The sequence below is a fragment of the Streptomyces sp. NPDC088733 genome, assembly GCF_044751185.1.
Lineage (GTDB): Bacteria > Actinomycetota > Actinomycetes > Streptomycetales > Streptomycetaceae > Actinacidiphila.
Genome location: NZ_JBIVLH010000003.1, coordinates 113,353 through 139,033, shown reverse-complemented (window position 1 = coordinate 139,033; position 25,681 = coordinate 113,353). Strand labels below are relative to the sequence as shown.

Here is a 25,681-nt window from a genome sequence, read left to right as displayed (position 1 = left end):
GAACAGCCGCTTTTTTACCGTGAGTTGGGCGTACGCGCTGGTCCGGGGCCCGCACGGGCGTTCCCGCTGCGCGCGGGCTGCTGGGGCCCGGTCTCAGGCCTCGGCGACCGCCGCCGCCCCCGCGACCAGCAGCGCGCAGCCCGCCGCGGCCGCGATCGCGGCGGCCGCGCTCACATGGAGCACGACGAGGGCGCCGATCGCGGCCCCGGCGATCAGCGCGACGACACTCAGCGCCTGCCGCACGGCCAGCGGCCGGGGATGCCTCGGGGCGCCGGCGTCACTGACCAGGGCGACCAGGGTCCGGGTCATCACGCTCGTCGTCAGTCCGCCGACCTTCAGCCGTCCGGCCATGGCGTTCTGCATGCCGAGCGCGACCGCGCAGATCGCGACCAGGGCGTCGTGCGGCACGCCCACCGCCGACAGCCCCGCCGCCGTGCCCAGCAGCACGGCCTCGCAGCCCGCACCGGCCCGCACCAGCGCCGTCGGCGGCTCCAGCCGGCCCACCGTCGCCCGGCAGATCAGGATGCCGGCGACGAATCCGCCGAGGGCCACCACGGAGGTGACGGGGGAGAAGCCGGAGACGCCCGCCATGCCGAGGCTGACGAAGACGAGGTTGCCGGTCATGTTGGCCACGAACACATGGCCCAGGCCGATGATGCTCACCGCGTCGATCAGCCCGCTCAGCACGGTGAGGGCGAGCAGCAGCGCGGGAAGCAGGCGTCCGGGCCCGGCGGCCGCTCCACCGCTCATGTCCGCCGCCCTTCGCCGATGCCGTGCCCTTTCCCGGTCAGGATGCACCGCGCAAGCGCGGGGAGCAGACTGGTGCGTGGCCGATCAGGGGTACGGGTCCGGAACGGGCCGGGCCGGACCGGGCCGGACCCGAAGGAGCGTGGTGATGGCGGAACCCTCCCCGGAGGCGCTGTCGCAGTCGGTGCTCAGCCCTCTCACGACCTCCGCCATCTTTCTGGTCGTCACCGTCGACGACGGGGGTGAGGACACCGTCCGCGATCTGCTGGAGGACCTGTCCGGCCTCCGGCGTTCGATCGGCTTCGGCTCCCCGGGCGGCAGGCTCAGCGTCGTCGCGGGCCTCGGTTCGCAGGTCTGGGACCGCCTCTTCGACGCGCCGCGGCCGGCCCACCTGCACCCCTTCGAGGAGCTGACCGGGCCCGTCCACCATGCCCCCGCCACCCCCGGCGACCTGCTCTTCCACATCCGGGCCACCCGGCAGGACCTGTGCTTCGGGCTCGCCGTGCAGATCATGGAGCGGCTGCGCGGCGCCGTGACGGTCCGCGACGAGGTGCACGGCTTCACCTACCTCGATGTCCGCGACCTGCTGGGCTTCGTCGACGGCACCGAGAACCCCGTCGGCGCCGAGGCCGCCGCGGCCGTCCTGATCGGCGACGAGGACCCCGGCCACGCCGGCGGCAGCTATGTGATCGTGCAGAAGTACCTGCACGACATGGACGCCTGGAACGCCCTCACGGTCGAGCAGCAGGAGCTGGTCATCGGCCGGAGCAAGATGGGCAACATCGAGATGGACGACGACGTCAAGCCCGCCGACTCGCACGTCGCCCGCACCACGGTCGTCGACCCGGACGGCACCGAGCGGCAGATCCTCCGCGACAACATGCCCTTCGGGACCGTCGGGAGCGCCGAGTTCGGGACGTACTTCATCGGCTACGCGCGGACGCCGGAGGTCACCGAGACGATGCTGCGCAGGATGTTCCTCGGCGACGACGAGGCGTCCTACGACCGCATCCTGGACTTCTCCACCGCCGTGACCGGCACCCTGTTCTTCGCCCCGCCCGCCGCCTTCCTCGACGACCTGCCCGGCCCGCCCGCCCCGGCGGCGACCGCGGTGCCCGCGACCGTACCGGCCCCGCAGTCGCTGGGGATCGGAGACCTCAGGAAGACCGCCACGCCATGAACAACCTGCACCGAGAACTCGCCCCGATCTCCGACGCGGCCTGGGCGGACCTGGAGGACGAGGCGCGGCGCACCTTCGAGCGCCACGTCGCGGGCCGCCGGATCGTGGACGTCCCCGAGGCCGAGGGGCCCGAACTGGCCGCGGTGACGACCGGTCACCTGGCCGACGTGGAGGCGCCCTCGCCGGACGTCCTCGCGCACCTGCGCCGCTCGCAGCCGGTCGTCGAGCTGCGGGTGCCGTTCACGGTCGACCGCCGCCAGGTGGACGACGTGGAGCGCGGCGCCAAGGACGCCGACTGGCAGCCGGTCAAGGACGCCGCCCGGCGGCTGGCCTTCACCGAGGACCGGGCGATCTTCGAGGGCTGGGCGGCCGCCGGCATCGACGGCATCCGCGCGAGCGCGTCGAACCCGCCGCTCACCTTGCCGTCCGACGTGCGGGACTACCCCAACGCCGTCAGCCAGGCCGTCTCGGCGCTCCGCCTCGCCGGAGTGGGCGGCCCCTACACGCTCGCGCTCAGCGCGGAGGCGTACACGGCCGTCAACGAGACGTCGCACTACGGCTATCCCATCCAGACCCACCTGGCCCGCGTCCTGGACGGCGAGATCGTCTGGGCCCCCGCGATCGACGGGGCCTTCCTGCTCTCGACGCGCGGCGGCGACTTCGAACTGCGCATCGGCTCGGACGTCGCCATCGGCTACCTGTCGCACGACGACACCAGCGTGCGGCTGTACTTCCAGGAGACGCTGGCCTTCCTGGTGCACACCGCCGAGGCGGCGGTCGCCCTCGCCCCGGCCGCCGCGTAGCCCGGCCGGTTCCGGGTAACGGACCGATATGACCGGAAAGCACAGGAAACCGTCGCTCTGGCCGCACCGCCACCCCGAGCGCCGGGAGCCGCACACCCGCCACGCGGCCGGCCCGCCCGGCGCCGGCGTCATCGGCGAGGGCCCCGCCACCCCGCCGCCGCTGGTCCCCGGCACCCACGTCGACGGAAGCCAGGCGCCGCACCACAGGGCCTGAACCGGCCCCCTTCTGGGAGGATCGCCGGTGCCGACGCGCCGTGCGTCCAAGGGGGTTGAACGTGCCGTCCACCGAACTGACGCATGTCTTCCGGATCGCCGCGCCGCCGCGGGAGGTCTACGAGCACCTGGCGGAACCGGAGCACTACATCGGCCTGTCGCCGCTGGTGGTCGCCGTCCGCGAGGTGCGCCGCGAGGACGATGGCACGGTGCGCTACACCGCCGTGGAGCGCTTCAGGTTCCTCGGCCTGCGCCACGACAACGCCATCGACGTCACGTTGAACGCCGACCCGGCCGGCCTGCCGGACACCGCGTCGGTCGGCGGCGAGGTGCGCAGCCCCGGCCGGGTCCGCATGGGCTACCGCTTCGCCATCGCGGCTGACGGCTCCGGCAGCGTCGTCACCGACGTGCTGCGCCTCAGTACCCCGCCGGGCCTGCTGCGCTTCGCCGCCTCCCAGGCGAGCGCGGTGCAGGCGACACGGGCCGCGGTGCTGGCCGAACGCCTGGAGCGGCGCGCCTGACGTCCGTACGGGTGGACCGGGCCGGGAGCGCGTGACACGTTCCGTCACGGTGGGGACCGTTTGTGTGATCATTCGCCGTCCCTTCTGGAGGAATCCCCACGATGAGCGCGCACACGGAGAACGAGATCGTCATCGACGCGCCGTTGCAGTACGTCTGGCTGCGCACGAACGACGTCGCCGCCTGGCCCTCGCTCTTCAGCGAGTACGCGTCGGCCGAGGTCATCGCGCAGGAGGGCGACACCGTGCGCTTCCGGCTCACGATGCACCCGGACGAGAAGGGCCGCGTCTGGTCGTGGGTCTCGGAGCGCACCGCGGACCCGGTGACGCGCACCGTGCGGGCGCGGCGGGTGGAGACCGGCCCGTTCGAGTTCATGAACATCTTCTGGCAGTACGAGGAACTGGGCCCGGAGAGCACGCGGTTGCGCTGGGTGCAGGACTTCCGCATGAAGGCCGACGCGCCCGTCGACGACGAGGGCATGCGGCAGCGCATCAACGGCAACTCCAAGGTGCAGATGCAGCTCATCAAGGAGCGCCTGGAGGCCCGCCGCATCCGCCCGGTCGGCACCCTGGACGTACCGGCCGACACGCGCCGCGGCGGCGACATCCGCACCCTGCTCGCGACGGGTTCCGTCGGCACGACGGACGGCTTCTGCGGCATGGTCACGGTCGGCCCCGGCGAGGCGGTGGCCGAGCACTACCACCCCTACTCGCAGGAGTACCTGGTCGTCGTGGAGGGCGAGTTGCGGGTCGACCTCGACGGCGTGCCACGCAGCGTCGCCGCCAACGAGGCCCTGCTCATCCCCCGCGAGGTGCGGCACCGCGTGGTGAACGCCTCCGGCGCGGTCGGACGCGCGGTGTTCTTCCTGAGCCCGCTGGCGCCCCGCCCCGACCTCGGCCACGTCAACACCGAGAGCCGGGAGGAGGCGGCCGCCGTGGCGCAGGCCGCCGTCACCGAGGGCCCGTCGGAGCCGGGCCGCGAACTGGTCGACCGGTGACGGGACGCCCGGCCGCGCGCCGCGTCGTGGTCACCGGCGTCGGCGCGGTCGCACCCGGCGGCGCCGGGCGGGAGGCGTTCTGGCGGCGGATCGTCGGGGGGCAGCCGGCGGTCCGCCGGATCAGCCGCTTCGACGCCTCCGGCTACCGCTCGCAGATCGCCGCCGAGGCCGACTTCGACCCGGTCGCGGCCGGGCTCACCCCGCAGGAGGTGCGCCGCAACGCCCGCTACGCGCAGTTCGCCCTGGTGGCCGCCGCGGAGGCGCTCGCCGACAGCGGCATCACGCCGCAGGAGGAGGACACCGACCGGATCGGGGTGTGCCTCGGCACCGCCGCGGGCGCCACCGCCACCCTGGAGGAGGAGTACGCCGTCGCCAGCGACGGCGGCCGCGACTGGGAGGTGCGCGCCGAGTACGGCGTCCCCTTCCTGCACCGGGCCATGCACCCCTCCTCCGCGGCGGCCGAACTGTCCCTGCGCTACGGGCTGCACGGCCCCTCCGTCGTCGTTTCCACCGGCTGCACCTCGGGCATCGACGCGATCGGCCACGCCTTCCAGACCCTGCGCGACGGCGAGGCCGACGTGGTGCTCGCGGGTGCCGGCGACGCGCCCATCTCGCCCGTCACGGTGGCCTGTTTCGACGCGGTCCGCGCCACCACCGACTTCGACGGCGACCCCGGGCGCGCGGCGACCGCCTTCGACGCGCGCCGCAGCGGGTTCGTCCTCGGCGAGGGCGGCGCCGTGCTCGTCCTGGAGGAGATGGAGCGCGCCGTCGCCCGCGGCGCCCGCGTCTACTGCGAGGTCCGCGGCTACGACAACCGGGCCAACGCCTACCACATGACCGGGCTGCGTCCCGACGGCTACGAGCTGAGCGAGGCCATCATCACCGCCATGTCCGAGGCCGGCATCTCCCCCGAGGAACTGGACTACATCAGCGCCCACGGCTCCGGCACCACGCAGAACGACCGCCACGAGACCGCCGCCTACAAGCGGGCCCTCGGCGAGCACGCGCGGAAGGTGGCGATCAGCTCCATCAAGTCGGTCATCGGCCACTCCCTCGGCGCGATCGGCGCCCTGGAGACGGCCGCGTGCGCCCTGGCCATCAGCCGCGGCAAGATCCCGCCGACGGCGAACCTGGTCCACCCCGACCCGCTGTGCGACCTCGACTACACGCCCGTCTTCGCCCGCGAGCAGCGGGTGCGGCACGCGCTGTCGGTCGGCAGCGGCTTCGGCGGCTTCCAGTCGGCGATGGTCTTCTCCGCCCTGGACGCGGACGGGCGCGACGCGGGCGCGCGCGGGGTCGCGGAACGCGACGGCCGTGCCGACCGGGACAACCGTGCCGACCGGGACGAGGCGGCGGCATGACCACGCGCGCGGTCGTCAGCGGCATCGGCGTGATCGCCCCCACCGGCATCGGCACCGGCCCCTACTGGCGGGCCACCCTCGCCGGGCGCAACGGCCTGCGCCCGCTGGGCCGACCGGACGCCGGCCGCTCCCCGGTCGTTGTGGCCGGTGAGATCACCGGCTTCGACGCGGGCGAGTGGATCGGCGACCGGCTGCGGGCGCAGACCGACCGGTGGACCTGGTTCGCCCTGGCCGCCGCCGAGATGGCGCTGACCGACGCCGCCCTCAAACCGGCCGACCATCCCCCGTTCCATCTGTCGGTGGTCACCGCGGGCGGCTCGGGCGGCAACGAGTACGGGCAGCGCGAACTCCACCACCTGCTGGCCGGACGGTCCGGCAGGACGGCCGCCCGCGGACCGGCGGCGTCCTTCTACGCGGCCAGCACCGGGCAGATCTCCATCCGGCACGGATTCACCGGCGGCTGCGGGGTCGTCGCCTCCGACGGGGCGGGCGGCCTCGACGCGCTCAAGCAGGCGTGGCGGCTGCTGCGCCGCGGCAGCAAGGCCGTGCTCGTCGGCGGGACCGAGGCGCCGCTGTCCCCGTACGCGCTGGCCTGCCAGGCGACCCTGCCGACCGTGCACCGGGGCACCGATCCCGACCGCGCCTACCTGCCGTTCAGCCCCGACGCCTCCGGCTTTGTGCCCGGCGAGGGCGGCGCGCTGATGGTGCTGGAGGAGAAGGCGTACGCCGCGGAACGCGGCCGGCTCGCCTACGCCGAACTGCTCGGGCACGCCGCCACGCACGACGCGTACCACCACACCCTGCCCGCCCCCGACGGCGCACAGCTCGCGCGGGCGATGACCACCGCCCTGGAGCAGGCCGGCCGCGAACCGCAGGACGTGGACGTGGTCTTCGCCGACGGCGCGGCGGACCCGGACGGCGACGCCGCCGAGGCCGCCGCTCTGCGCCGGGTCTTCGGCGACCGGCTGGCCGCGCTCCCGGTGACGGTCCCGAAAGCGGCGGTCGGCCGCCTCGTGTCGGGCGCGGGCGCACTCGACGCCGCCACCGCCGCGCTCTCCCTGCGCACGGGCCTGATCCCCCCCACCCGCGGCGCGGACGAGGCGACCTGCCGGGACCGGTACGGGCTCCGCCTGGTCACCCGCTGGCACCGCCCGGACCACCTGCGCACGGCACTGGTGGTGGCCCGCGGCACGGGCGGCTTCAACAGCGCGGTGGTGCTGGGGTCGTTGGGGTGAGGCCCGTGGGCCTCCTGCTTCCGGTGCCGGCGGTGGCTCGCGGTGCGGGCGGTTGCACCAGCGCGGTTGTGCGGGGGCGGGGCAACGGCTTCCGTTCCACGGGACCGCGATGCGCTCTGCCTTGGCGCCTGCCAGTCGCGGCCGGGCCGGCCGCGTGTTCAACAGCGCGGTCGCGCGGTGTGTGCCGCCTGGGGCGACGGCGGACGCCCGACGGGTGCGGCGCGGGGCTGACTGCTTCCGGTGCTGGTGCTGGCTCACGGTGCGGGCGGGTGACGGAGGGCGGCAGTCCCACGGGATCGGCGGCGCCTGCCGGTGGCGGCGGGGCCGGGCTGACTGCCTCCCGTGCTGGTCGTGTCTCCCGGCGCGGCGGCTTCAACAGCACGGTCGTGGCAGGGCGTTGGAGGGACGCGGGTGGGCCGTCCGGGACCATGGGCCCGCGGTGCGTCTTGCCGTGGTGCCTGCGGGGGGCGGCCGGGTGCTTCAACCGTACGGTCGAGCAAGGGCCTTGGGGGGAGTGCCGCGTGGGCCGGCGCCCGCGTATGCCTGACGGGTGCGGGGCCGAGCTGTCGGCGCCGGCGGTGGCTTGCACGGCGGACGGCTTAAACAGCGTGGTTGTACAGGGGCGTTGGCGAAGCCCGTGCAGGCCGTCCAGGGCGGCGGCCGACGGGGGGGGCCGGGCCGACTGCCGTCGGCGCCGGTGGTGGCTCCAGGTGCGGATGGCTTCAACAGCGTGGCTGTGCGGAAGCGTTGGCGAGGCCCGCACAAGCCGCCGGGGGCGATGGCGGCCGTCCCCTGGGGTCTCGGGGCGTCTGCCAGTGGCGGTCGGGACGGATGGGTGGAGCGGAGGCTTCAACCGCGCGTTGGCGCCCGGACGTTGGCGCGAGGCCCGAGCGGAGCGCCCGGGCACGACGACGGCCGCCCCACGGGTGTGGGGCGGCCGTAGTCGGGGATCGCCGATGCCGCCGCTTCGGGCGGTGCACCTTCGCGCGGCCGTGGACGTCGTTGGCCAAGGCCGGGAGCGGGAGGGCCGCGGCGCTGCCGATGGCGGGGACGGACAGGGCCGCGCGGGAGAGTGCGCCGGCGAGGGGGGTGCCGTCAGGAGTTGATGCAGACGTTCCCGACGGTCGGGTTGACCAGCGAGAGCAGGAGGTTGACGCTGTTCCCGCAGACGTTGACCGGGATGTTCACCGGGACCTGGATCGCGTTGCCGCTGACCACGCCGGGGGAGCCGATCGCGGCGCCGTCCGCGTGCGCACCGCCGCGGCCGAAGCCGCCGTAGCCGCCCGCAAAGCCACCGCCGTGGCCGCCACCGTAACCGCCGCCGTAGCCGCCGTCGGCAAGGGCTCCGCCCGCGCTGCCGAGGACCGCGGCGCCCGCCGCGACGGTCAGGACGGCTGCCTTCGAAAAACGCTTCACGAGCTGTTCCTTTCATTGATCACTGCCTGCCGACTGGTCAACGAAGCCCCCGCGTCGCGGATGCGGAGCGTCACCCGGATAGCCGTCCGGGCCGAGCGGGCGGGAATACCAGCTGATAACCAGGGGTCCGGGGGGCCGTCCGATCCACCGAGCCGTCAAGGAGCCCCGCACATGCGCCTGTCCTTGCGGCGGACCGCGTCCGCCGCCCTCATAGCCGTCCTGCCGGTCCTCGCCCTCGCCCTGCCCGCGGCACCCGGTGCCGCCGAGCCCCGGCCCGGCCCACCGGGGGCGATACCCGGGCGGTACATCGTCACGCTGAAGCCGGGCGCCTCGCCCGACGCGGTGCTCGGCGGGCTCGGGGCCACGCCGCTCTTCACCTACCGGCACGCACTGACCGGCTTCGCGGCGCAGCTGACGCAGGCCCAGGCGGAGAAGGCGCGCACCGCGGCCGGGGTGGACGAGGTGGAGCAGGACGCGATGGTGAACGTGCCGCCCGGCGAGGACGCCCCCGCGGACAGCGACCTCGAACCGCCGTACTCCGGCGGCCCGGACGGCGGGCCCGTGGACCTGCCGGAGGAGACCCCGGCCCCCCTGCCGTCCGCCTCCGCGCTCCGCATGGGCGGTTTCACGCCCTGGGGGCTGACCCGCATCAACAACCGGGCGCTCGGCGGTACCGGGTTCTCCGTGAAGGCGACGGGGGCCAAGGTGACGGCGTATGTCGTCGACAGCGGCATCGAGTTCTCGCACCCGGACTTCGGCGGCCGCGCGGTGCCCGGGTACGACGCGATCGGCGACGGCCTGGACGGCGGGGACTGCAACGGCCACGGCACGCATGTGGCGGGCACGGTCGGCGGCAGCTACACGGGGGTCGCGCGCAAGGTGTCGCTGGTGTCGGTGCGGGTCTTCCCCTGCGTGGGGCGGACCGCGAACTCGGTGATCCTCGCGGGCATCGACTGGGTGGCCGGGCACGCGAAGCGTCCCGCCGTGGCCAATCTGTCGTTCGCCGGACGCTGGTCCCTGGCGGTGAACCGCGCGGTGGAGGCGCTGTCCAGGACGGGGGTCTTCCCGGTGGTGGCGGCCGGGAACGACAACATCAACGCCTGCTTCGTCTCCCCGGCCTCCTCGCCGGGCGCCTTCACCGTCGGCGCCATCGACCAGGAGGACCGCCGGGCCTGGTTCAGCGACTGGGGCACGTGCGTGGACATCCACGCGCCCGGCACGGGCATCCTGTCCGCGTACCTCAACGGCAGCTTCCGCGACATGGACGGCACGTCGATGGCCGCCCCGCATGTCACCGGGATCGCCGCGCTGTACAAGGACACCTACGGCGACGCGTCCTTCGCGGCGCTGTCGGCGTGGCTGGGCGAGCACGCGATCCGCAATGTCCCGCTGGACGGGGGGTTCGGCACGGTCCGGCTCGCCGCCTTCACCAACGGCCTGTGACACGGCGGGCGGAGAGCGCGACGAGGCCGCCGGAGGAATCCTCCGGCGGCCTCGATCGAGACAGTAGGACTGCGTCAGCTGTTGATGCAGACGTTGCCGGCCGTCGGGTTCAGCAGGGCGATGATGCCGATGCCGTTGCCGCAGACGTTGATCGGGATGTTGATCGGCACCTGGACGACGTTGCCGCTCAGGATGCCGGGCGAGCCGATGGCGGCGCCCCGCGCGTGGGCACCGCCGCCGCGGCCGAAGCCGCCGAAGCCGTTGCCGTAGCCACCGCCGTGGCCGTAGCCACCGCCGTAGCCACCGCCGTGGCCGAAGTTACGGCCGCCGCCGAAACCGCCGCCGCGGTTGTCGTTGCCACCGGCGACAGCCGCCGTGCTGGCGCCGAAAACGGTGACCCCGGCGATGATGGTCGAGATGGCGACCTTGGTGAAGCGGTTCACTTTTATTCCCTTCGGATCGGTCCGACTCCAAACGTCGTGACCGAATCAACGCCTGCTGATGTCCGGAGATGCGAACCATCACCCATATAGTCCTGTCAGATAAGCACACTGGGTGATGGATCGTCAGGTGGGCCAGTCGTTCGGACGTGCCCCTGGTGTCGCGTGTGCACGGTGCGCGGCCATTGCCCGGCCCGCCCCGGCGCGGATACGCTGCGTTCGCGATACCGATCGCTTTTCGGAATCTCGAACAGCCGAGAACGGCCGTGAACGACCGCTCGGAGAGAGCGAGCAGAGATGGGACGTCTCGTACCCGCGGTGACCAGAGCGCTGGACATCCTGGAACTCTTCCTCGAGGGGGACGGCACGATGTCCGCGCCGGAGATCACCCGCAGGCTGGAGCTCCCGCGCACCACCGTGCACGAGCTGGTGACGACACTGGCCGCGCGCAACTACCTCGTCCCGCTGCCGGGGCAGGCCGGCCGCTACCGGCTCGGCGTGCGCACGTACCAACTGGGCAGCCGCTACGCCGAGCAGCTGGACCTGGCCGCCGAGGGGCAGCAGGTCGCCCGGTCCGTCGCCGAGACCTGCGACGAGACGGTGCACGTGGCGGTGCTCGAGGGTACCGACGTCATCTACATCGCCAAGGTCGACAGCACCCACGCGGTGCGGATGGTCTCCGCGGCCGGCCGGCGGCTGCCCGCGCACTGCACCTCGGTCGGCAAGATGCTGCTCGCCGCGCTGCCCGCCGCCGCGATCGACGACCGCTTCCCCGACGACCGCCCGCTGACCGCGATGACCCCGCACAGCATCACCTCGCCGCGTGAACTCCGCCGCCAGCTGGACCTGGTGCGCGAGCGCGGCATCGCCGTCGAGCAGCGCGAGTCCAACCCCGACGTCTCCTGCGTGGCCGCCCCGGTGCGGGACTCCGCCGGGCACGTGGTGGCGGCGCTCAGCATCTCCGTGCCGATGGTCCGGTGGAGCGACGAGCGCCTGACGGAGCTGGAGGGCCTGGCGGTCAAGGGGGCCGCCGAGCTCTCCGAGCGCCTCGGCCACCGCGGCGGTATGCGATGAGCGGCGTCGAACTCGCCCTCGCCGCAGGGGCGTCGCTCGGTGAGGGGCCGACCTGGGACGCGGCCGGTGCCCGACTGCTCTGGGTGGACATCCTCGCCTCCCGCGTGCACGGGTACGACCCGCTGGACGGCCGGACCTCGGTCCTGGCGACCGGGCAGCACGTCGGCGCCGCCAAGCCGCGCGCGGGCGGCGGCATCGTGGTCAACCTCCGTGACGGCGTGGCGGTGTACGACGCCGACGGCGCCTTCCGCTGGCTGCACCGCGAGCCGGTGCCGGGGCGGCGGGCCAACGACGCCGCGGTCGACGCGTCCGGCGCCCTGTGGGCCGGCACCATGCGCTACGACGAGGCGCCCGGCGGCGGGACGCTGTCCCGGGTGGCCGCCGACGGCACGGTCGAAACGGTCCTGGACGACGTGGCCGTCAGCAACGGGACCGGCTGGAGCCCCGACGGCTCGCTCATGTACTACGTGGACAGCCCCACCCGCCGGATCGACGTCTTCGACGTGGACCCCGACACAGGGCAGGTGCGCAAGCGGCGCCCGTTCGCGGTGGTCGAGGAGGGCGCGGGCTTCCCCGACGGGCTCACCGTGGACGCCGACGGCTGCGTGTGGGTGGCGCTGTGGGACGGGGCCGCGGTGCGCCGCTGGACCCCGCGCGGCGCCCTGGACCGGGTGGTGGAGGTGCCCGTGCGGCGGCCGACGGCCTGCGCTTTCGGCGGGCCGCACCTCACCGACCTCTACATCACCTCGGCGCGGACCGGGCTGGGGGAGCGGGAGCTGGCCGCCCGGCCGCTGGCCGGGTCGCTGCTGGTGCTGCCCGGAGCCGGGCAGGGTATGCCCGAAGTGCCGTATGCGGGCTGATTGGAGCGGAATTCAGGGCTGATCGGGTTCCTAAACCCGCATGTCCCGGCTTTCACAGAGGTTTCACCAGTTCGACGAACGGCTCATGTGTACGTCGTACCAGTGCCTCACATACGCTGCCCGGACGATGGACTACTGCGCAGCCTGCCGACGGCACATCAACGGCGCCCTGTCTTGCCCGGGGTGCGGAGCGCCCGCCCACCAGCTCGGTGAGAAGGGTTCCGGCGGCGTGCCCGCGGCGCAGGCCGCGTCCGCCGACACCGAGGCGATGGAGACCGTCGCGCCCGGCCGGGCCGAGCGCCGCCGCGCGGCGGCCCGCGGCGGCGACCCGGCGGCGCCGCGCCGCTCCGGCCGGCGCAACCGCACCCGCAGCATTCGCACCCGGCGCAAGTCCCGCCTGCTGGTGGGCACGTTGATCGGTGCCGCGATCGTGCTGGTCGGCTGGAGCGTCGCCGAACTGCCGCTGGCCGGCTATGTCACCGGTGACCGGACCCAGTCCGCCGGTTCCGACGAGGTGCCCAGCCCGAGCGCCTCACCGGGTGCGACGTCCTCGGCGCACGCCTCCTCGGCGGCGAGCGTCACCACGAAGCCCGCGTCCGACGCCTCCTCCGCCTCGGCCTCGGCTTCGTCCAGTGCCTCGGCGTCGTCGAGTCCTTCGGCGAGCGGCAAGGGCTCGCCGACCGCGACGGCGTCCGGCGCGGTGAGCCAGAACCCGGCGACCTCCGGGCCGCCGACCGCCCCCGGCGGCAGCGGCGGCGGTTCGGGTTCCTCCAGCCCGGCCTCGAACCCGGCCAGCGCGCCCCCGCCGCCCCCGTCCTCGACGCCGTCGCCCACCTGCACCCGCATCCTGTGGTGGTGCAGCTGACGGGTCGCCGCCCGTCGCCTCGGCATCAGCCTCGTCGAGCCCTTCGGCGACGGCGTCCGGCGCGGTGAGCCGGAACCCGGCTGTCGCGCCTCCGCCGCCCACCTGCACCCGCATCCTGTGGTGGTGCGGCTGCCGGCTCGCCGGCCGTCGTCGGCGGGGCGGATCAGTCCCGGCCCACCATCCGCTTGAGCAGGTCGCGCAGTGTCGCCCGCTCGTCCGCGGAGAGCGCGGCCAGCGGTTCCCGCGCGAAGTCCAGTGAGCCGCGCAGCCGTCCCGCGGTGACCTCGCCCGCGTCGGTGGGGGCCGCGAGCTTGACCCGCCGGTCGGCCGGGTCCGCGCGCCGCTCCACCAGGCCCTGCGCCTCCAGGCGGTCCACGATGCCGGTCACGTTCGACGGCTCGCACTTCAGCCGTGCCGCTATGCCGCGCATGGGCAGCGGCTCGCGGGCGAGCAGCGTCAGCACGCGTGCCTGGGCGCCGGTCAGCCGGTGGGCCGCGGCGGCTTCCTCGTACTCCTCGTGATAGCGCGCCACGACGGTGGCGATGAGGTCGACGACCTCCACGGTCAGCGGATCGGTGCGGCGTGGCATGACCCCAGGCTACCTGTTGCTTGACATCATCAAACATTCAGGTACATGGTTGATTGAGAACCTAAAGCTTTTGGAGGCGTTTCCCCATGCCGCAGAGCCGTGAATGGCACCTGGTCTCCCGCCCGCACGGGTGGCCGAAGCCGGAGGACTTCGCGCTGCGCGAGACCGAGGTCGGCGAGCCCGGCCCCGGGCAGGTCCTGGTCCGCAACCTGTACGTGTCCGTCGACCCGTACATGCGCGGCAGGATGAACGACACGAAGTCGTACGCGGAGCCGTACCGGCTGGACAAGCCGATGCAGGGCGGCGCGGTCGGCCGGGTCGTCGCCTCCGACGCCGAGGGCTTCGCCGTCGGCGACCACGTGCTGCACTTCCTCGGCTGGCGCGAGTACGCCCTCGTCGACGTGAAGACCGCGGTCAAGGTCGACCCCGGCCTCGCGCCGCTGAGCACCTACCTCGGCGTGCTCGGCATGACCGGCCTCACCGCCTACGCGGGCCTGCTGCGGGTCGCGGAGTTCAAGGAGGGCGACGTCGTCTTCGTGTCCGGCGCGGCCGGCGCGGTCGGCAGCCAGGTCGGCCAGATCGCCAGGCTCAAGGGCGCCTCGCGGGTCGTCGGCAGCGCCGGCTCGGACGAGAAGGTCAAGCTGCTCACCGAGGAGTACGGCTTCGACGCCGCCTTCAACTACAAGAACGGCCCCGTGGCCGAGCAACTGGCCGCCGCCGCCCCCGACGGCATCGACGTCTACTTCGACAACGTCGGCGGTGAGCACCTGGAGGCCGCCATCGGCGCCCTCAACCTGCGCGGCCGCGTGGCCGTCTGCGGCATGATCGCGATCTACAACGCCACCGAACCCGCCCCCGGCCCGCGCAACCTGGCCCGCCTCATCCAGAACCGCCTGCGCATCGAGGGCTTCCTCGTCGGCGACCACTACGACCTCCAGCCGCAGTTCGTCCAGGAGGTCGGCGGCTGGATCCGCGAGGGCAAGCTGCGCTACCGCGAGACCGTCATGGACGGCATCGAGAACAACCTGGAGGCCTTCCTCGGCGTCCTGCGCGGCGACAACACCGGCAAGATGCTGGTCCGCCTGCCCGAATAGGCCGGTTCCCGGTCCGTGTCCAGGGGTGCGCTCCCTCGGGGGGCGTGCCCCGGACGCCGTCGAGGCGGGCGGCAATGCCCCACCGTGGCCGCCCGGTTCGGGCCCGCCCGGTCCCAGGTGCCTCCCCTGGCCGCGAGGAGCGATGTCACGCGCCGCCGCATGATCCGGGCGGAACCGCCCGCTGGGCGGTTCCCGGCGTCCCGTCCGCCGCGTGCGGCGCGGTCAGCGGCGCGACGAAGTCCCGGAAGGCGGCGGGCATGTCCACCGCGCCGGGGTCGTGCAGCCACTGCGTCCGCAGGCCGTCCATCACCGCGACGAGCAGCGGCGCGGCCTGCTCGGGGGTCAGGCCCCCGGGCAGCGTGTCGCCGTACTCGCTGCGCAGCGACTGCGCCGCCCACGCGCGCACCCCTCGGTGACGCTGTCGCCCGCGAGCACGGTGAAGACCTGGACGACGCCCGGCCGGGTCGCGTTGTACTCGACGAGGCCGGCGATCATCTCCAGCGGCCAGGCGGTGCCGTGCAGCGCCGCCGAGGCCATGTCCCACTGGTCGCGCGTGTCCAGCACCGCGATCAGCAGGGCCTCCTTGCTCGGGAAGCAGTGCAGCAGCCCCTGCTGCGTGAGGCCGGCCCGCTCGGCCACGGCCGCGAGCGAGGCACCCCGGTAGCCGCGCTCGGCGATCACTTCGAGGGCGGCCTGGACGATCCCGGCCGCGGTCGTCGGCTGTCACGACGGCGAGCCTGACCGGGCCGCGGCGCGTCCAGGTGACGAGCGGGGGACGACACCTGGCGATCATCAGGTGAGAGGGCCAGGATGCCCCGTGGGCAAGGCGACGACAACCCGTCCCCGACATGGGAGTTGACCGGATGACCGACACCGAGCGCGCGGCCGCCGTGGAGCAGGCCCTCGGCAAGCTCGACCTCGACACCAAGGCACGTCTGCTGGCCGGGCAGAACATGTGGTCGCTGCCCCCGGTCCCCGAGATCGGACTGGGCTCCCTGGTCATGTCGGACGGGCCGGTCGGCGTACGGGGCGTGCGCTCCACCGCCGACGACCCGTCCGTCGCCCTGCCCAGCCCCACCGCGCTCGCCGCCTCCTGGGACCCCGGGCTCGCCCGCCGCACCGGGCGGCTGCTCGCCCAGGAGGCCCGCCGCAAGGGCGTGCACGTCCTCCTCGCGCCGACGGTCAACCTGCACCGGTCGCCGCTCGGCGGGCGGCACTTCGAGGCCTACTCCGAGGACCCATACCTCACCGGCGAGATCGGCACCGGCTATGTCGCCGGCGTCCAGGACGGCGGTGTCGGCACCACCGTCAAGCACTTCGTGGCCAACGACGCCGAGACCGAGCGCTTCACCGTCGACAACGCCGTCGGCGAACGCGCCCTGCGCGAGCTCTACCTCGCGCCCTTCGAGGCCATCGTCCAGAACGCCCGCCCCTGGGGCGTCATGGCCGCCTACAACGGGGTCAACGGCTCCACCATGACCGAGCACCACCGCCTCCAGAACGAAGTGCTGCGCGAGGAATGGGGCTTCGACGGCTTCGTCGTCTCCGACTGGCTCGCCGCCCGCGACACCGTCGCCGCCATCACCGGCGGTCTCGACGTGGCCATGCCCGGCCCGCACACCGTGTACGGCGAGGCCCTCGCCCAGGCGGTGCGGGACGGACGGGTGGAGGAGTCCGTCGTCGACGCCGCCGTGCGCAACGTCCTGCTGCTCGCCGCCCGCGCCGGGCTCCTGGAGGGCGTGCCCGCCGCGGTGCCCGCGGACGCGCTGCCCGCCGCGGTCGACGGCGAGGCCCTGGCCCGCGAGATCGCGCGGCGCTCGTTCGTCCTGCTGCGCAACGAGCTGCGCGAGGGGCGGCCCGTGCTGCCGATCGACTCCTCCGGGGTGGGCTCTGTCGCGCTCATCGGCGCCGCCGCGCGCGACGCCCGCGTCCTCGGCGGCGGCTCCGCGCACGTCTTCCCGGCACACGTCGTCTCCCCGCTGGACGGGCTGCGCGCCGCGCTCCCCGCGGGCACCCGGCTGACGTACGCCGTCGGCGCCGACCCCAGCGACGAACCGGCCCCCGCCGGCCAGGGGTTCGCGCTGCGCGCGCAGTGCCGCGACGCCGCGGGACAGCTCCTGGGGGAGACCGCCCTGCCGAGCGGACAGGTGCAGTGGACGGGCGACGCCCTGCCCGACGGCGTCGCCTACGACGCGCTCCACACCGTCGAGATCACCGGCACCTTCACCCCGCGCGAGAGCGGTGCCCACCACTTCGGCACCCGCGGGACCGGCGGGTTCCGGCTGGTCGTCGCGGACACGGTCGTCTTCGACGGCGTGCAGGAGATGGGCCAGGAGTCCGACCCGTTCGAGGCGTTCTTCGGCGCGCCCCTGGACCGGGGGACCGTCGAACTGGAGGCGGGTGCGACCGTACCGGTGTCCCTCGCCTACGACGTCTTCAAGATGGAGGGCATGCCGATCCAGGCCGTCGCGTTCTCCCTCGTCCACCGCGGACCGCGGCGCGACCCGGACGAGCTGATCGCGGAGGCGGTCGCGGCCGCCCGCGACGCCGAGGTCGCGGTCGTGGTCGTCGCCACCACCGAACGGGTCGAGAGCGAGGGCTTCGACCGCCGCGACCTGCGGCTGCCGGGGCGCCAGGACGACCTCGTGCACGCGGTCGCCGCCGCCAACCCGCGCACCGTCGTCGTCGTCAACTCCGGGGCCCCCGTGGAGCTGCCGTGGCGCGAGGAGGTCGCGGCCGTGCTGCTCGGCTGGTTCCCCGGGCAGGAGGCGGGCGCCGCGCTGGCCGACGTGCTGCTCGGCGCGGAGGAGCCCGGCGGGCGGCTCCCCACCACCTGGCCCGTGAGGCTCGCCGACGCCCCGGTCACCCGGGTCGAGCCGCGCGGCGGCGTCCTGGCCTACGAGGAGGGCGTCTTCATCGGCTACCGCGCCTGGGACCGGTCGGACGTCGCCCCGGCGTACGCCTTCGGGCACGGACTCGGCTACACGGACTGGGAGTACGAGGGCGCCGGCCACGAGGCCGACGGCGACCCCGGCACCCTGGGCGCGGTGACGGTGCGGCTGCGCAACACCGGGGACCGGGCGGGCCGCGAGGTCGTCCAGGTCTACCTGGCGGTCCCCGAGGACGACACCGTCGACCGGCCGCGCCGCGTCCTCGCCGGCTTCGTCTCCGTGGAACTGCCCGCGGGCGGCGCCACGGAGGTCCGCGTACCGCTGACCCGGCGGGCCGCCCGCACCTGGGACGAGACGGCCGCCGCCTGGCGCACCCCCGCCGGCACCTACACCGCCGAGATCGGCCGCAGCCTGACCGACCCCCGCCTCACCGTGCCGGTGGTGGTCTCTGGTTGACGCGTGGCTGCCTCCCTCCCTGGGGGGCGAGCCGCGCGGAGGTCGGCACGGCTGCGGGCCCACCGTGGCGAGGCACGCGGCCGGTTGACGGTGGAGGCCCTGCCGCCTCCACGGGCATGCTGGGCCTTTGCCCAGGTCGACTGCGGCGCTGCAGACCGCGGCCCGCGCTGTCGGCCGGCCGGTACGCGGGGCAGGGGGCTTGCCGTGGTCGGCCCAGGAGCAGGACGGCTGAGGCTCACCGTGGGATGTACGGCGCCGGTTGACGGGGGCGGTCACGGCATCCCGTGGCCAGGGGCCCCTGTCGGGGTCGGCGCTCTCCGGTCGCCCTCGTGCCCACCGTGCGGCAGTGGCCGGGGGGCCGGGCATTGCGCCGCCGTGGCCCGGCTTGGCAGAGGTCGTAGTGCCGGGGGCCGCCGCCGCCTGCCGGGATCGGCTGCGGCTGCGGTCCTGCTGACGACGGGCTCGTGGTGCGGCAGTTGCGACGGCCGGGGCCGGCGGTGCGGCAGGCGTATCGGGCGGGGGACTGTCGCGGCCGGTCCTGGCTTGCCGGGACGGCTGCGGGCTCACCGTGTGGGCGGCCGTCGCCGCCCGCTGAGGTCGGCCGCAGTCGTGCTGACCACGGGATCGGCGTGCGGCAGTTGCCCGGGTCCGGACCCGCGGTGCGGTCGGCATCGCGGGCCGCGGGATTGCGGCGGTCGGTCATTGCCGGGACGGCTGCGGGCAGCCGTCCCCGCCGCCGCGGCGGCGAGACAGGCCTATGCCGAGGCACGTCGTGCCGGTGGCGGTCTCCGGTTGGGCGCGGGGAGTGCCGTGGTCGGTCGCGGGCCGGCAGGGCCCGGGCATGGTGCCGCGCCGACGCCAGGGCGGGGTGTCCCCGGGGAGGCCGTCGCAGCCTCCCCGGGGGCGGGATCAGGGGCGGGGGGTCGCGGACAGGAGGGCCACTGCGCCTGCCCAGGGGCCCGGGTGGTGCCAGCGGAGGCGGGCGCCTGCCAGGGACAGCGGGGCGCCGAAGGGGGTGAGCGCGGCGTCGACGGTCCACAGGCCCTCGGGGAGGACGAGGCCGGCCGAGTCGCCGGGGTCGCCGAAGGTGTGCAGGACGGCGAGGGCGCGCAGGCCGTCGGGGGAGACGCGCAGCACGGACTGGGAGCCCGTGGCGTTGCCCGCGGCGTCGGCGGCCCGCGTACCGCCGTGCCGGGAGATCCCGTCCGCGATGACGGGCGCCGCGCGCTCGTACAGCGCCAGCGCCCGCCGCACCAGCGCCCAGCGGCCCGCGTCGAGCCGCGCGGGGTCGCCGGTGAGGCACATGCGGCCCAGGAAGCCCGCGGCCAGGCGGGAGACGAGGGTGCGGTCGTCGTCCTCGGCCGCGAGCTCCACCGGGACCACGGACTGCCGGGGCAGCAGCACGCGGTGCAGGTTCGCCGCGACGACGGGGACCTCGCGCGCGTCGACGGCGCCCGCTCCGCAGGACAGTGCGGTGACGGCGGTGTACGCGGGGGTGACGCGGTGGCCGCCCGCACGGTTCTCGATCACGAGATCCGGCAGGCGCGCGGCCAACGCGGTGAGGAAGGAGACGGCGGCGTCGCCCAGTTGGCGGGCGGTCTCGCCGTCGAGGGCCGGGTCCGCGCCGCAGTCGACGCTCACGTGCCCGAAGTCGCGCAGCACCGCCGTCATCCGGTCGAGCAGCGGTTCCGCGACGTCCGGGCGGCGCAGGTCGAGCAGGCGCCGTCCGGCGGCCGCCGCCGGGCCGTCCTCGCCGGCGACGTGCCCGTCCTCCGTGGCGTGGCGCTTGGACAGTTCGCCGGTGGTCTCCGGTGCCCACCACAGGCCCGGCACGAAACCGCGCTCCCGCAGCGCGCGGGCGGTCGCGGCGAGGCCGTCGGGGAAGCGGGCGGCGCTGGGCTCCCAGTCGCCGTGGGTCCGGTCGGCGTCGGTGCCGGGGTCGCCGTACCAGCCGGGGCCCAGGGTGACGGTACGGACGGGCGTGCCCGCGAGGCGGTCGGCGAGTGCGAGGGCCCGGTCGTGGCCGGGGTCGTCCACGACGAAGCCGACGGGCAGCGAGGTCTCGGCTCCCGGTCGCGGATGCCCGGACTGCGCCGACGTCAGCCGGTGGCACAGCTCGTCGAGGCCGCCGCGCACCACGGACAGCACCGCTTCGGGCGCGTCCAGGCGGCCGCCCGGCGGCAGCGTGCGGCGCCACCCGCCGAAGGCGGCGTCGGCGGGACCGCCGCCGATGGCCAGCCCCGCGCCGGAGCGCAGCACCTCCAGCTGCCACGGCCCGGACGCGGCCAGCTGGACGCCCCACAGGACGCCCGCGACGGTGTCCTCCACGGCCAGGAAGGGCAGCCATCCCGCCACCGGCAGCAGCCCGGTGGCGCCGAACCGCTCCGCCACCGTGCCGGCGTCGCCGTCCCGCGGACCCTCCAGGCCGAGCCGTTCGACCGGCTCGGAGACCAGCCGGGCCTCGGCGCCGCGGGCGCAGCGCAGGCGGTGCACGACGTAGCGCCCTTCGGTCTCCGGGGCCTCCGCGTCCTCCGCGGCGAACGCCGTCAGCCCGCCGAGGGTGAAGGAGCTGAGCATCTCCAGCGTCTGCGGCCGGTCGCCCTCGTTGACCGCGCTCGTACGGACCCGGACGAAGCGGTCCCCCCGCACGATCCGGTGGTGCAGGACGAGTCCGTCGTCCGTGGCCAGTTCGGTGGTGACGGCGTCGTCCGCGGCCTCGTGCGCGCGCTCGCGCACCGCGGCCGCGGTCGTCCCGCGCCGCAATGTGCGTGCGGCGACGTGGGGTTCGGTCGCCATGTCGCCCGCGCGCGCCGCCGTGGCCAGCGGCTCGGCGGCCCGGCCGTCACCCGTGGCGGCCCGCGCCGCGAGCGCGGTGGGAAGGAGCTCCAGCGCCCGCACACCTCGGTCGGCGGGGCAGCGGACGGTCAGGTCTCCCCATGCGTACACACGGACTCCAATGCTCTTCAGGGCGTCGAGATGCGGCGTGTTGACGTGCGGCCGTGCGATCTCACGTTCCCCACTCGACGTTACGAGCACCTGACGCGCCCCCGAACGCAAGACTGAGGCCCGGCGTGTGGCCGCTCCGCTTTGCCCGCGGACGCACCGCGCGCGGCGGTCCCGCCCCTGTTCACGGGCGCGTGCCGGGCTGGCGGGGTCTGGCGGGGCGTGTTGGCGCGTCCCGCGGCACGGCGGCGGCGGATCGCCGCGCGGCCCGCTCCGGCGCGCGCGGGCGCCCGGCGTCCCCCGGCCGGACGCGGCCCGATTGCGGGGCGGGGCGGGCGCGGTGACGCTCGTGGCATCCGCGCCGACCCGAGGCGTCCCCCCAAGGAGCCGTAGATGCCCGCTATACGTCCCCGGATACGTCCCCGGCCGGTCGCGGCCGGCGCAGCGCTCGTCCTCGCCGCCGCCACCGCCCTGCTGTCGGGTTCCGCGACGGCCGTCGCCGGTCCGCCGGACCCGGCGGACCCCACCGCGGTGGTGGCCGCCGCCGGCTGCACGGTGAACGGCACGGCCGTCGCGGGCGCGGTGGTGACGGGGACGGAGGGCGCCGACGAGATCGACTGCCCGGCGGGAGTGCCCGCCGGGACGGTGGTCAGCGGCGGGGGCGGCGTGGACGTGATCACGGTCACGGGGGTCAACGCGGGCACGGTCGACGGCGGCGCCGGGACCGACCTGATCGAGATCGACGGCGGCAACACCGGCACGGTGACCGGCGGCACCGAGGCCGACATCATCGACCTCTCCGCCGACACCGTCGCCAACTCCGGTGCCGTGAACGGCGGTGCGGGAGCCGACTTCATCTCCGTCGAGGCCGACGACGCGGGCCCGGGCAGCGTCACCGGCGACGCCGACACCGACGTGTGCCTCTTCGACGCCGAGCCGACGGGCCCGGCGGACTGCGAGATCCTGGCCTGATCCCGCTCCGCGGCGGCCGGACGGTCCCGCCGTCCCGGGGAGGTCGCATACCCTGTCGCGCATGCGAGATCTTGCGACCGGGATACGTCACTTCGTGGACGGCCAGCGCTGGGTCGTCCGGCACGGCCGCTGGTTCGGTTTCGGGCTGCTGCCCGCGCTCATCACGCTCGTCGGCTACGTCGCGGCGCTGGTCGTGCTGGCGTTCTGGGCCGACGACGCGACCGCCTGGGCGACCCCCTTCGCCGACGGCTGGGGCTCGCCGTGGCAGGGGCTCTTCCGCGGTCTGCTCACCGCCGTCGTCTTCTGCGGCGGCCTCGTGCTGGCGGTGATCTCCTTCACCGCGGTGACGCTGCTGGTCGGGCAGCCCTTCTACGAGTCGCTGGCGGAGCGCGTCGACGACACCGAGGGCGGCGCCCCGGCCGGCCCGGACCTCCCCCTGTGGCGGGAGCTGCTCCAGTCCGCCTGGGACAGCCTGCGGGTGCTGGTGCGGGTCACGGCCTGGACGGTCGCGCTGTTCGCCGCCGGCTTCATCCCCGTCGTCGGGCAGACCGTCGTGCCCGTGGTCGGCTTCTGCGTGTCGGGCTTCTTCCTGGCCCTGGAACTCAGCGGCGTCGCCTTCCAGCGCCGCGAGGTGCCGCTGCGCGAGCGGCTGCGGATACTGCGCGGCCGGATGATGCTGAGCCTCGGGTTCGGTGTGCCGCTGGTGCTGTGCTTCCTCGTGCCGGTGGTCGCGGTCTTCCTGATGCCGGGAGCGGTGGCCGGTGCCACCCTTCTCGTCCGCGACCTGCTGCCGCCGCGGGTGGAAGGGGAGCCCGGTACCGTGCCCGTGCCCGCGCCCGCGTCGCGTCCCCTGGACTTCCGCAAGCCGTAGCGCGGTCCGCTGTCCGGAGGGAGCCGTTCCCCGTCCGGTGTGTCGGACCTATGGGGACGGCCGCGGCCACGAGCGCGACGCCGAGGTCGCCGCGCTGCGTCGGCTGCCGGCGGTGGCCGGTGCCACCCTTCTCGTCCGCGACCTGCTGCCGCCGCGGGTGGAAGGGGAGCCCGGGGAGCGCGGTCCCGTGCCCGTGCCCGCGCCTGCGTCGCGTCCCCTGGACTTCCGCAAGCCGTAGCGCGGCCCGCTGTCCGGAGGGAACTGTTCCCCGTCCGGTGTGTCGGACCTATGGGGACGGCCGCGGCCGCGAGCGCGACGCCGAGGTCGCCGCGCTGCGCCGGCTGCCGGCGGTGGCCGGTGCCACCCTTCTCGTCCGCGACCTGCTGCCGCCGCGGATGGAAGGGGAGTCCGGGGAGCCCGGTACCGTGCCCGCGCCTGCGTCGCGTCCCCTGGACTTCCGCAAGCCGTAGCGCCGCCCGCCGTCCGGAGGGAACCGTTCCCCGTCCGGTGTGTGACCTGAACGGTGAAGGGTGACGGCAGGACGCGAGGGGGACGCGATGGAGCAGCGGGCCGACCAGTACGACGACAACCAGCGCAGCTACCGGACCTATTGGGACGGGCGCGGTTACGAGCACGACGCCGAGGTCGCCGCGCTGCGCCGGCTGCTGGCAGGCCGCCACTTCGGCCACGCTGCGGACGTCGGCGGCGGGTACGGGCGTCTGGTGCCGGTGCTGCGGGAGTTCGCCGACCGGGTCACGCTGCTGGACTCCAGCCGCCGTCAACTCCAGGACGCGGAGGAGTACCTGGCGGGCCTGGCGGGCGTCACCATGCGGCTGACGACCGTGGCCGGGCTCGGCCTGCGCTCCGGCAGCGTCGACCTGGTGACGATGGTGCGGGTCATGCACCACCTGCCGGACCCGGCGCCCGCGCTGGCCGAGATCGCCCGCGTCCTGCGACCCGGGGGCACCGCGGTCGTGGAGAGCGCCAATCTCGCGCACGCCGCGAACCGGCTGCGGTACGCGGCCCGGCGCCGGCGCGTCCCGCGGCAGCCGGTCGACATACGCTCCGCCGCCAACCGCGAACGCGACAGCATCCCGTTCGTCAACCACCACCCGGCCACCGTGGCGGCCCAGTTGGAGGCCGCCGGGCTGCGGGTGCAGCAGCGGCTGTCGGTGTCGAACCTGCGCAGCACGCGGCTGAAGCGGGTGGTGTCGCGGGGCGCCCTGGCCCGCGCCGAGGTGGCGCTGCAGCGGCCGCTGGCCCGGGTGACGTTCGGGCCGAGCATCTTCTTCCTGGTCCGCAAGGCCGCGTAAGCCGTCAGGCACGCCGCGCCGGACGGACGCCGGGACGGAGGCCGCGGCATCCCTTTTGTTACTGTCCGGAGTGTTTGCGGCGGCCGGTACGGGGAGTGGCGCGTGGTGCGGTGGGCTGGGCGTCTGGTGACGGCCGTGTGCGCGGTCCTGGCCGCGGCGTGCCACTCCACGAACACCACGGAACTGGCGGCGTCCGGCGCCGGGTGCGCGCCGACCCGTGTCTTCGTCGCGGGCCAGAAGGGCTACAGCGCCTTCCGTATCCCCGCGGTGGTCCAGGTGCCGGGGTCCGGTGCTGAGGGCCCGGTGCTCGTCGCTTTCGCCGAGGGCCGGCGGGAGTCCGGCGCGGACCACGGGGACGTCGACGTCGTCGAGCGCCGCTCGACGGACGGCGGCTGCACCTGGACGGCGCTGCGCAGGATCGCGGACGCCGGGCCGAACACCCTGGGCAACCCGGCGCCGGTGGTGGCCCCGTCCGGCCGGCTGGTGCTGCTGACCACCCGCAACGGGGCCGCGGCCACCGAGGCCGACATCATGTCCGGCGACGCCGTCCCCGCCGACGGGCGGCGCGTCTTCGTGCGGTCCAGCGACGACGCCGGGGTCACCTGGTCGCGTCCGCGGGAGATCACCGCGCAGGTCAAGCGTCCCGGCTGGCGCTGGTACGCCACCGGCCCCGGGCACGGCGTCGCGCTGACCACCGGCCCGCACAAGGGCCGGCTCGTCGTCGGTGCGAACCACTCCGTCACCCCGTCGCCGGGCAGCGGGGACAACGGCTCGGAGCCGCGCTGGTACGCGGGCCACAGCCTGCTGAGCGACGACGGCGGCAGGACCTGGCGGATCGGCTACGTCGACACCGACGTCGACGGCCGGGTCAATGTCAACGAAACGGCCGTCGCCCAACTCCCGGACGGCCGGGTCTACTTCAATGCGCGCGACCAGAAGGGCAGCGAGCGCGGCAGCCGGGCCCACGCCTGGAGCGACGACGGCGGCGCGACACTTCAGGCACCCTTCAGGACGGTGCCCGGGATCATCGCGCCGTCCGTCGAGGGCAGCCTGCTGCAGACGTACAACGGCCGCGGTTCGGGCCCGCTGCTGCTGGCCGCTCCCGGCGAGCCCCGGGACCGGGTGGGGATGACCGTGCGGGCCAGCTTCGACGGCGGCGCGACCTGGTCGCGCGGATACCGGGTGTCGGACGCCAAGGCGGCCTACTCGGACCTGGTGCAGATCGACAGCGAGCACGTGGGCCTGCTGTACGAGACCGGGCGCGACACCCCCTACGACACCATCACCTTCACCCGGCTCACCCTCGCCTCGATCCTGCGCTGACCCGCCGGGTGCCGGGGCGGGGGCCCCTGGCGTTCCGCCGGGCCGGTCGGCGATGCTGGGAGCGCGCGTCCGCCGG

At 74.9% G+C, this 25,681-nt stretch carries 24 protein-coding genes and 1 pseudogene; 18 read left to right on the top strand and 7 right to left on the bottom strand.

Features of this window, described 5'->3' with window-relative positions; genetic code table 11:
* Positions 1 to 93 precede the first annotated feature (93 nt).
* Positions 94 to 750, bottom strand: coding sequence for a YoaK family protein (locus ACIP64_RS06715; RefSeq protein WP_401582599.1), 657 nt, complete (start codon positions 748 to 750; stop codon positions 94 to 96).
* A gap of 145 nt (positions 751 to 895) precedes the next feature.
* Between ACIP64_RS06715 and ACIP64_RS06710 the strand changes: the two genes are divergently transcribed.
* The 7 genes from ACIP64_RS06710 to ACIP64_RS06680 all read left to right on the top strand — a co-directional run bounded on the left by ACIP64_RS06710 (position 896) and on the right by ACIP64_RS06680 (position 7,055).
* A complete protein-coding gene (locus ACIP64_RS06710; RefSeq protein ID WP_401582597.1) occupies positions 896 to 1,927 on the top strand; it encodes a Dyp-type peroxidase in 1,032 nt (343 codons plus the stop codon).
* Positions 1,924 to 2,730 carry a family 1 encapsulin nanocompartment shell protein gene (locus ACIP64_RS06705; protein ID WP_401582596.1) on the top strand — a complete coding sequence of 269 codons (807 nt, stop codon included), beginning with the start codon at positions 1,924 to 1,926 and terminating at the stop codon, positions 2,728 to 2,730. Before ACIP64_RS06710 ends, ACIP64_RS06705 begins: the two co-directional genes overlap by 4 nt.
* 28 nt (positions 2,731 to 2,758) lie before the next feature.
* Positions 2,759 to 2,944 carry a hypothetical protein gene (locus ACIP64_RS06700; protein WP_401582595.1) on the top strand — a complete coding sequence of 62 codons (186 nt, stop codon included), beginning with the start codon at positions 2,759 to 2,761 and terminating at the stop codon, positions 2,942 to 2,944.
* A 61-nt stretch (positions 2,945 to 3,005) separates the two neighbouring features.
* On the top strand, positions 3,006 to 3,464 hold the full coding sequence (locus ACIP64_RS06695) for an SRPBCC family protein (protein WP_401582593.1): 459 nt from the start codon (positions 3,006 to 3,008) through the stop codon (positions 3,462 to 3,464).
* A 101-nt stretch (positions 3,465 to 3,565) separates the two neighbouring features.
* Positions 3,566 to 4,459, top strand: coding sequence for a cupin domain-containing protein (locus tag ACIP64_RS06690; RefSeq protein ID WP_401582592.1), 894 nt, complete (start codon positions 3,566 to 3,568; stop codon positions 4,457 to 4,459).
* On the top strand, positions 4,456 to 5,820 hold the full coding sequence (locus tag ACIP64_RS06685; protein ID WP_401582590.1) for a beta-ketoacyl-[acyl-carrier-protein] synthase family protein: 1,365 nt from the start codon (positions 4,456 to 4,458) through the stop codon (positions 5,818 to 5,820). Before ACIP64_RS06690 ends, ACIP64_RS06685 begins: the two co-directional genes overlap by 4 nt.
* Complete coding sequence (locus ACIP64_RS06680; protein WP_401582588.1) at positions 5,817 to 7,055, top strand: beta-ketoacyl synthase N-terminal-like domain-containing protein; 1,239 nt, start codon at positions 5,817 to 5,819, stop codon at positions 7,053 to 7,055. Before ACIP64_RS06685 ends, ACIP64_RS06680 begins: the two co-directional genes overlap by 4 nt.
* 1,095 nt (positions 7,056 to 8,150) lie before the next feature.
* On the opposite strand, the gene ACIP64_RS06675 is transcribed toward ACIP64_RS06680, so the two are convergent.
* Complete coding sequence (locus ACIP64_RS06675; protein WP_401582587.1) at positions 8,151 to 8,471, bottom strand: chaplin; 321 nt, start codon at positions 8,469 to 8,471, stop codon at positions 8,151 to 8,153.
* Positions 8,472 to 8,642: 171 nt separating this feature from the next.
* Between ACIP64_RS06675 and ACIP64_RS06670 the strand changes: the two genes are divergently transcribed.
* Positions 8,643 to 9,914, top strand: coding sequence for a S8 family peptidase (locus ACIP64_RS06670; protein ID WP_401582586.1), 1,272 nt, complete (start codon positions 8,643 to 8,645; stop codon positions 9,912 to 9,914).
* A gap of 74 nt (positions 9,915 to 9,988) precedes the next feature.
* Here ACIP64_RS06670 and ACIP64_RS06665 read toward each other — a convergent pair whose 3' ends face one another.
* Positions 9,989 to 10,357: a chaplin gene (locus ACIP64_RS06665; RefSeq protein ID WP_401582585.1), complete on the bottom strand. Its 369-nt coding sequence runs from the start codon at positions 10,355 to 10,357 to the stop codon at positions 9,989 to 9,991.
* A 294-nt stretch (positions 10,358 to 10,651) separates the two neighbouring features.
* On the opposite strand from ACIP64_RS06665, the gene ACIP64_RS06660 reads away from it, so the two are divergent.
* Together ACIP64_RS06660 and ACIP64_RS06655 are read left to right on the top strand one after the other, a co-directional pair.
* Entirely contained in the window at positions 10,652 to 11,428 is a 777-nt protein-coding gene (locus tag ACIP64_RS06660; RefSeq protein ID WP_401582584.1) for an IclR family transcriptional regulator, read from the top strand.
* Positions 11,425 to 12,288 (top strand): SMP-30/gluconolactonase/LRE family protein, encoded by an 864-nt coding sequence (locus ACIP64_RS06655; RefSeq protein ID WP_401582583.1) that lies wholly within the window; start codon positions 11,425 to 11,427, stop codon positions 12,286 to 12,288. Before ACIP64_RS06660 ends, ACIP64_RS06655 begins: the two co-directional genes overlap by 4 nt.
* Before the next feature lie 471 nt (positions 12,289 to 12,759).
* Here ACIP64_RS06655 and ACIP64_RS06650 read toward each other — a convergent pair whose 3' ends face one another.
* The gene (locus tag ACIP64_RS06650) at positions 12,760 to 13,134 is read right to left on the bottom strand and encodes a hypothetical protein (protein WP_401582581.1); all 375 of its coding nucleotides are present in this window, start codon (positions 13,132 to 13,134) and stop codon (positions 12,760 to 12,762) included.
* A gap of 182 nt (positions 13,135 to 13,316) precedes the next feature.
* A complete protein-coding gene (locus ACIP64_RS06645) occupies positions 13,317 to 13,742 on the bottom strand; it encodes a MarR family winged helix-turn-helix transcriptional regulator (protein ID WP_401582579.1) in 426 nt (141 codons plus the stop codon).
* An 86-nt stretch (positions 13,743 to 13,828) separates the two neighbouring features.
* Between ACIP64_RS06645 and ACIP64_RS06640 the strand changes: the two genes are divergently transcribed.
* Entirely contained in the window at positions 13,829 to 14,836 is a 1,008-nt protein-coding gene (locus tag ACIP64_RS06640; protein WP_401582577.1) for an NADP-dependent oxidoreductase, read from the top strand.
* Positions 14,837 to 14,981: 145 nt separating this feature from the next.
* Here ACIP64_RS06640 and ACIP64_RS06635 read toward each other — a convergent pair.
* A pseudogene (locus ACIP64_RS06635) lies at positions 14,982 to 15,538 on the bottom strand (TetR/AcrR family transcriptional regulator).
* A gap of 161 nt (positions 15,539 to 15,699) precedes the next feature.
* Here ACIP64_RS06635 and ACIP64_RS06630 point away from each other — a divergent pair.
* Positions 15,700 to 18,183 (top strand): glycoside hydrolase family 3 protein, encoded by a 2,484-nt coding sequence (locus ACIP64_RS06630; protein ID WP_401582576.1) that lies wholly within the window; start codon positions 15,700 to 15,702, stop codon positions 18,181 to 18,183.
* Between the two features lie 909 nt (positions 18,184 to 19,092).
* Here ACIP64_RS06630 and ACIP64_RS06625 read toward each other — a convergent pair.
* On the bottom strand, positions 19,093 to 21,129 hold the full coding sequence (locus tag ACIP64_RS06625) for an alpha-galactosidase (RefSeq protein WP_401582575.1): 2,037 nt from the start codon (positions 21,127 to 21,129) through the stop codon (positions 19,093 to 19,095).
* 390 nt (positions 21,130 to 21,519) lie between these two features.
* Between ACIP64_RS06625 and ACIP64_RS06620 the strand changes: the two genes are divergently transcribed.
* The 6 genes from ACIP64_RS06620 to ACIP64_RS06595 all read left to right on the top strand — a co-directional run bounded on the left by ACIP64_RS06620 (position 21,520) and on the right by ACIP64_RS06595 (position 25,605).
* Positions 21,520 to 22,098: a hypothetical protein gene (locus ACIP64_RS06620; RefSeq protein ID WP_401582574.1), complete on the top strand. Its 579-nt coding sequence runs from the start codon at positions 21,520 to 21,522 to the stop codon at positions 22,096 to 22,098.
* A gap of 61 nt (positions 22,099 to 22,159) precedes the next feature.
* Positions 22,160 to 22,969 carry an EI24 domain-containing protein gene (locus ACIP64_RS06615; protein WP_401582572.1) on the top strand — a complete coding sequence of 270 codons (810 nt, stop codon included), beginning with the start codon at positions 22,160 to 22,162 and terminating at the stop codon, positions 22,967 to 22,969.
* 37 nt (positions 22,970 to 23,006) lie between these two features.
* Positions 23,007 to 23,207 (top strand): hypothetical protein, encoded by a 201-nt coding sequence (locus tag ACIP64_RS06610; RefSeq protein WP_401582571.1) that lies wholly within the window; start codon positions 23,007 to 23,009, stop codon positions 23,205 to 23,207.
* 37 nt (positions 23,208 to 23,244) lie between these two features.
* Positions 23,245 to 23,439: a hypothetical protein gene (locus ACIP64_RS06605; protein WP_401582569.1), complete on the top strand. Its 195-nt coding sequence runs from the start codon at positions 23,245 to 23,247 to the stop codon at positions 23,437 to 23,439.
* A gap of 60 nt (positions 23,440 to 23,499) precedes the next feature.
* The gene (locus ACIP64_RS06600; RefSeq protein ID WP_401582568.1) at positions 23,500 to 24,282 is read left to right on the top strand and encodes a class I SAM-dependent methyltransferase; all 783 of its coding nucleotides are present in this window, start codon (positions 23,500 to 23,502) and stop codon (positions 24,280 to 24,282) included.
* Positions 24,283 to 24,384: 102 nt separating this feature from the next.
* Positions 24,385 to 25,605, top strand: coding sequence for an exo-alpha-sialidase (locus tag ACIP64_RS06595; RefSeq protein WP_401582566.1), 1,221 nt, complete (start codon positions 24,385 to 24,387; stop codon positions 25,603 to 25,605).
* The last annotated feature ends 76 nt before the right edge of the window (positions 25,606 to 25,681 follow it).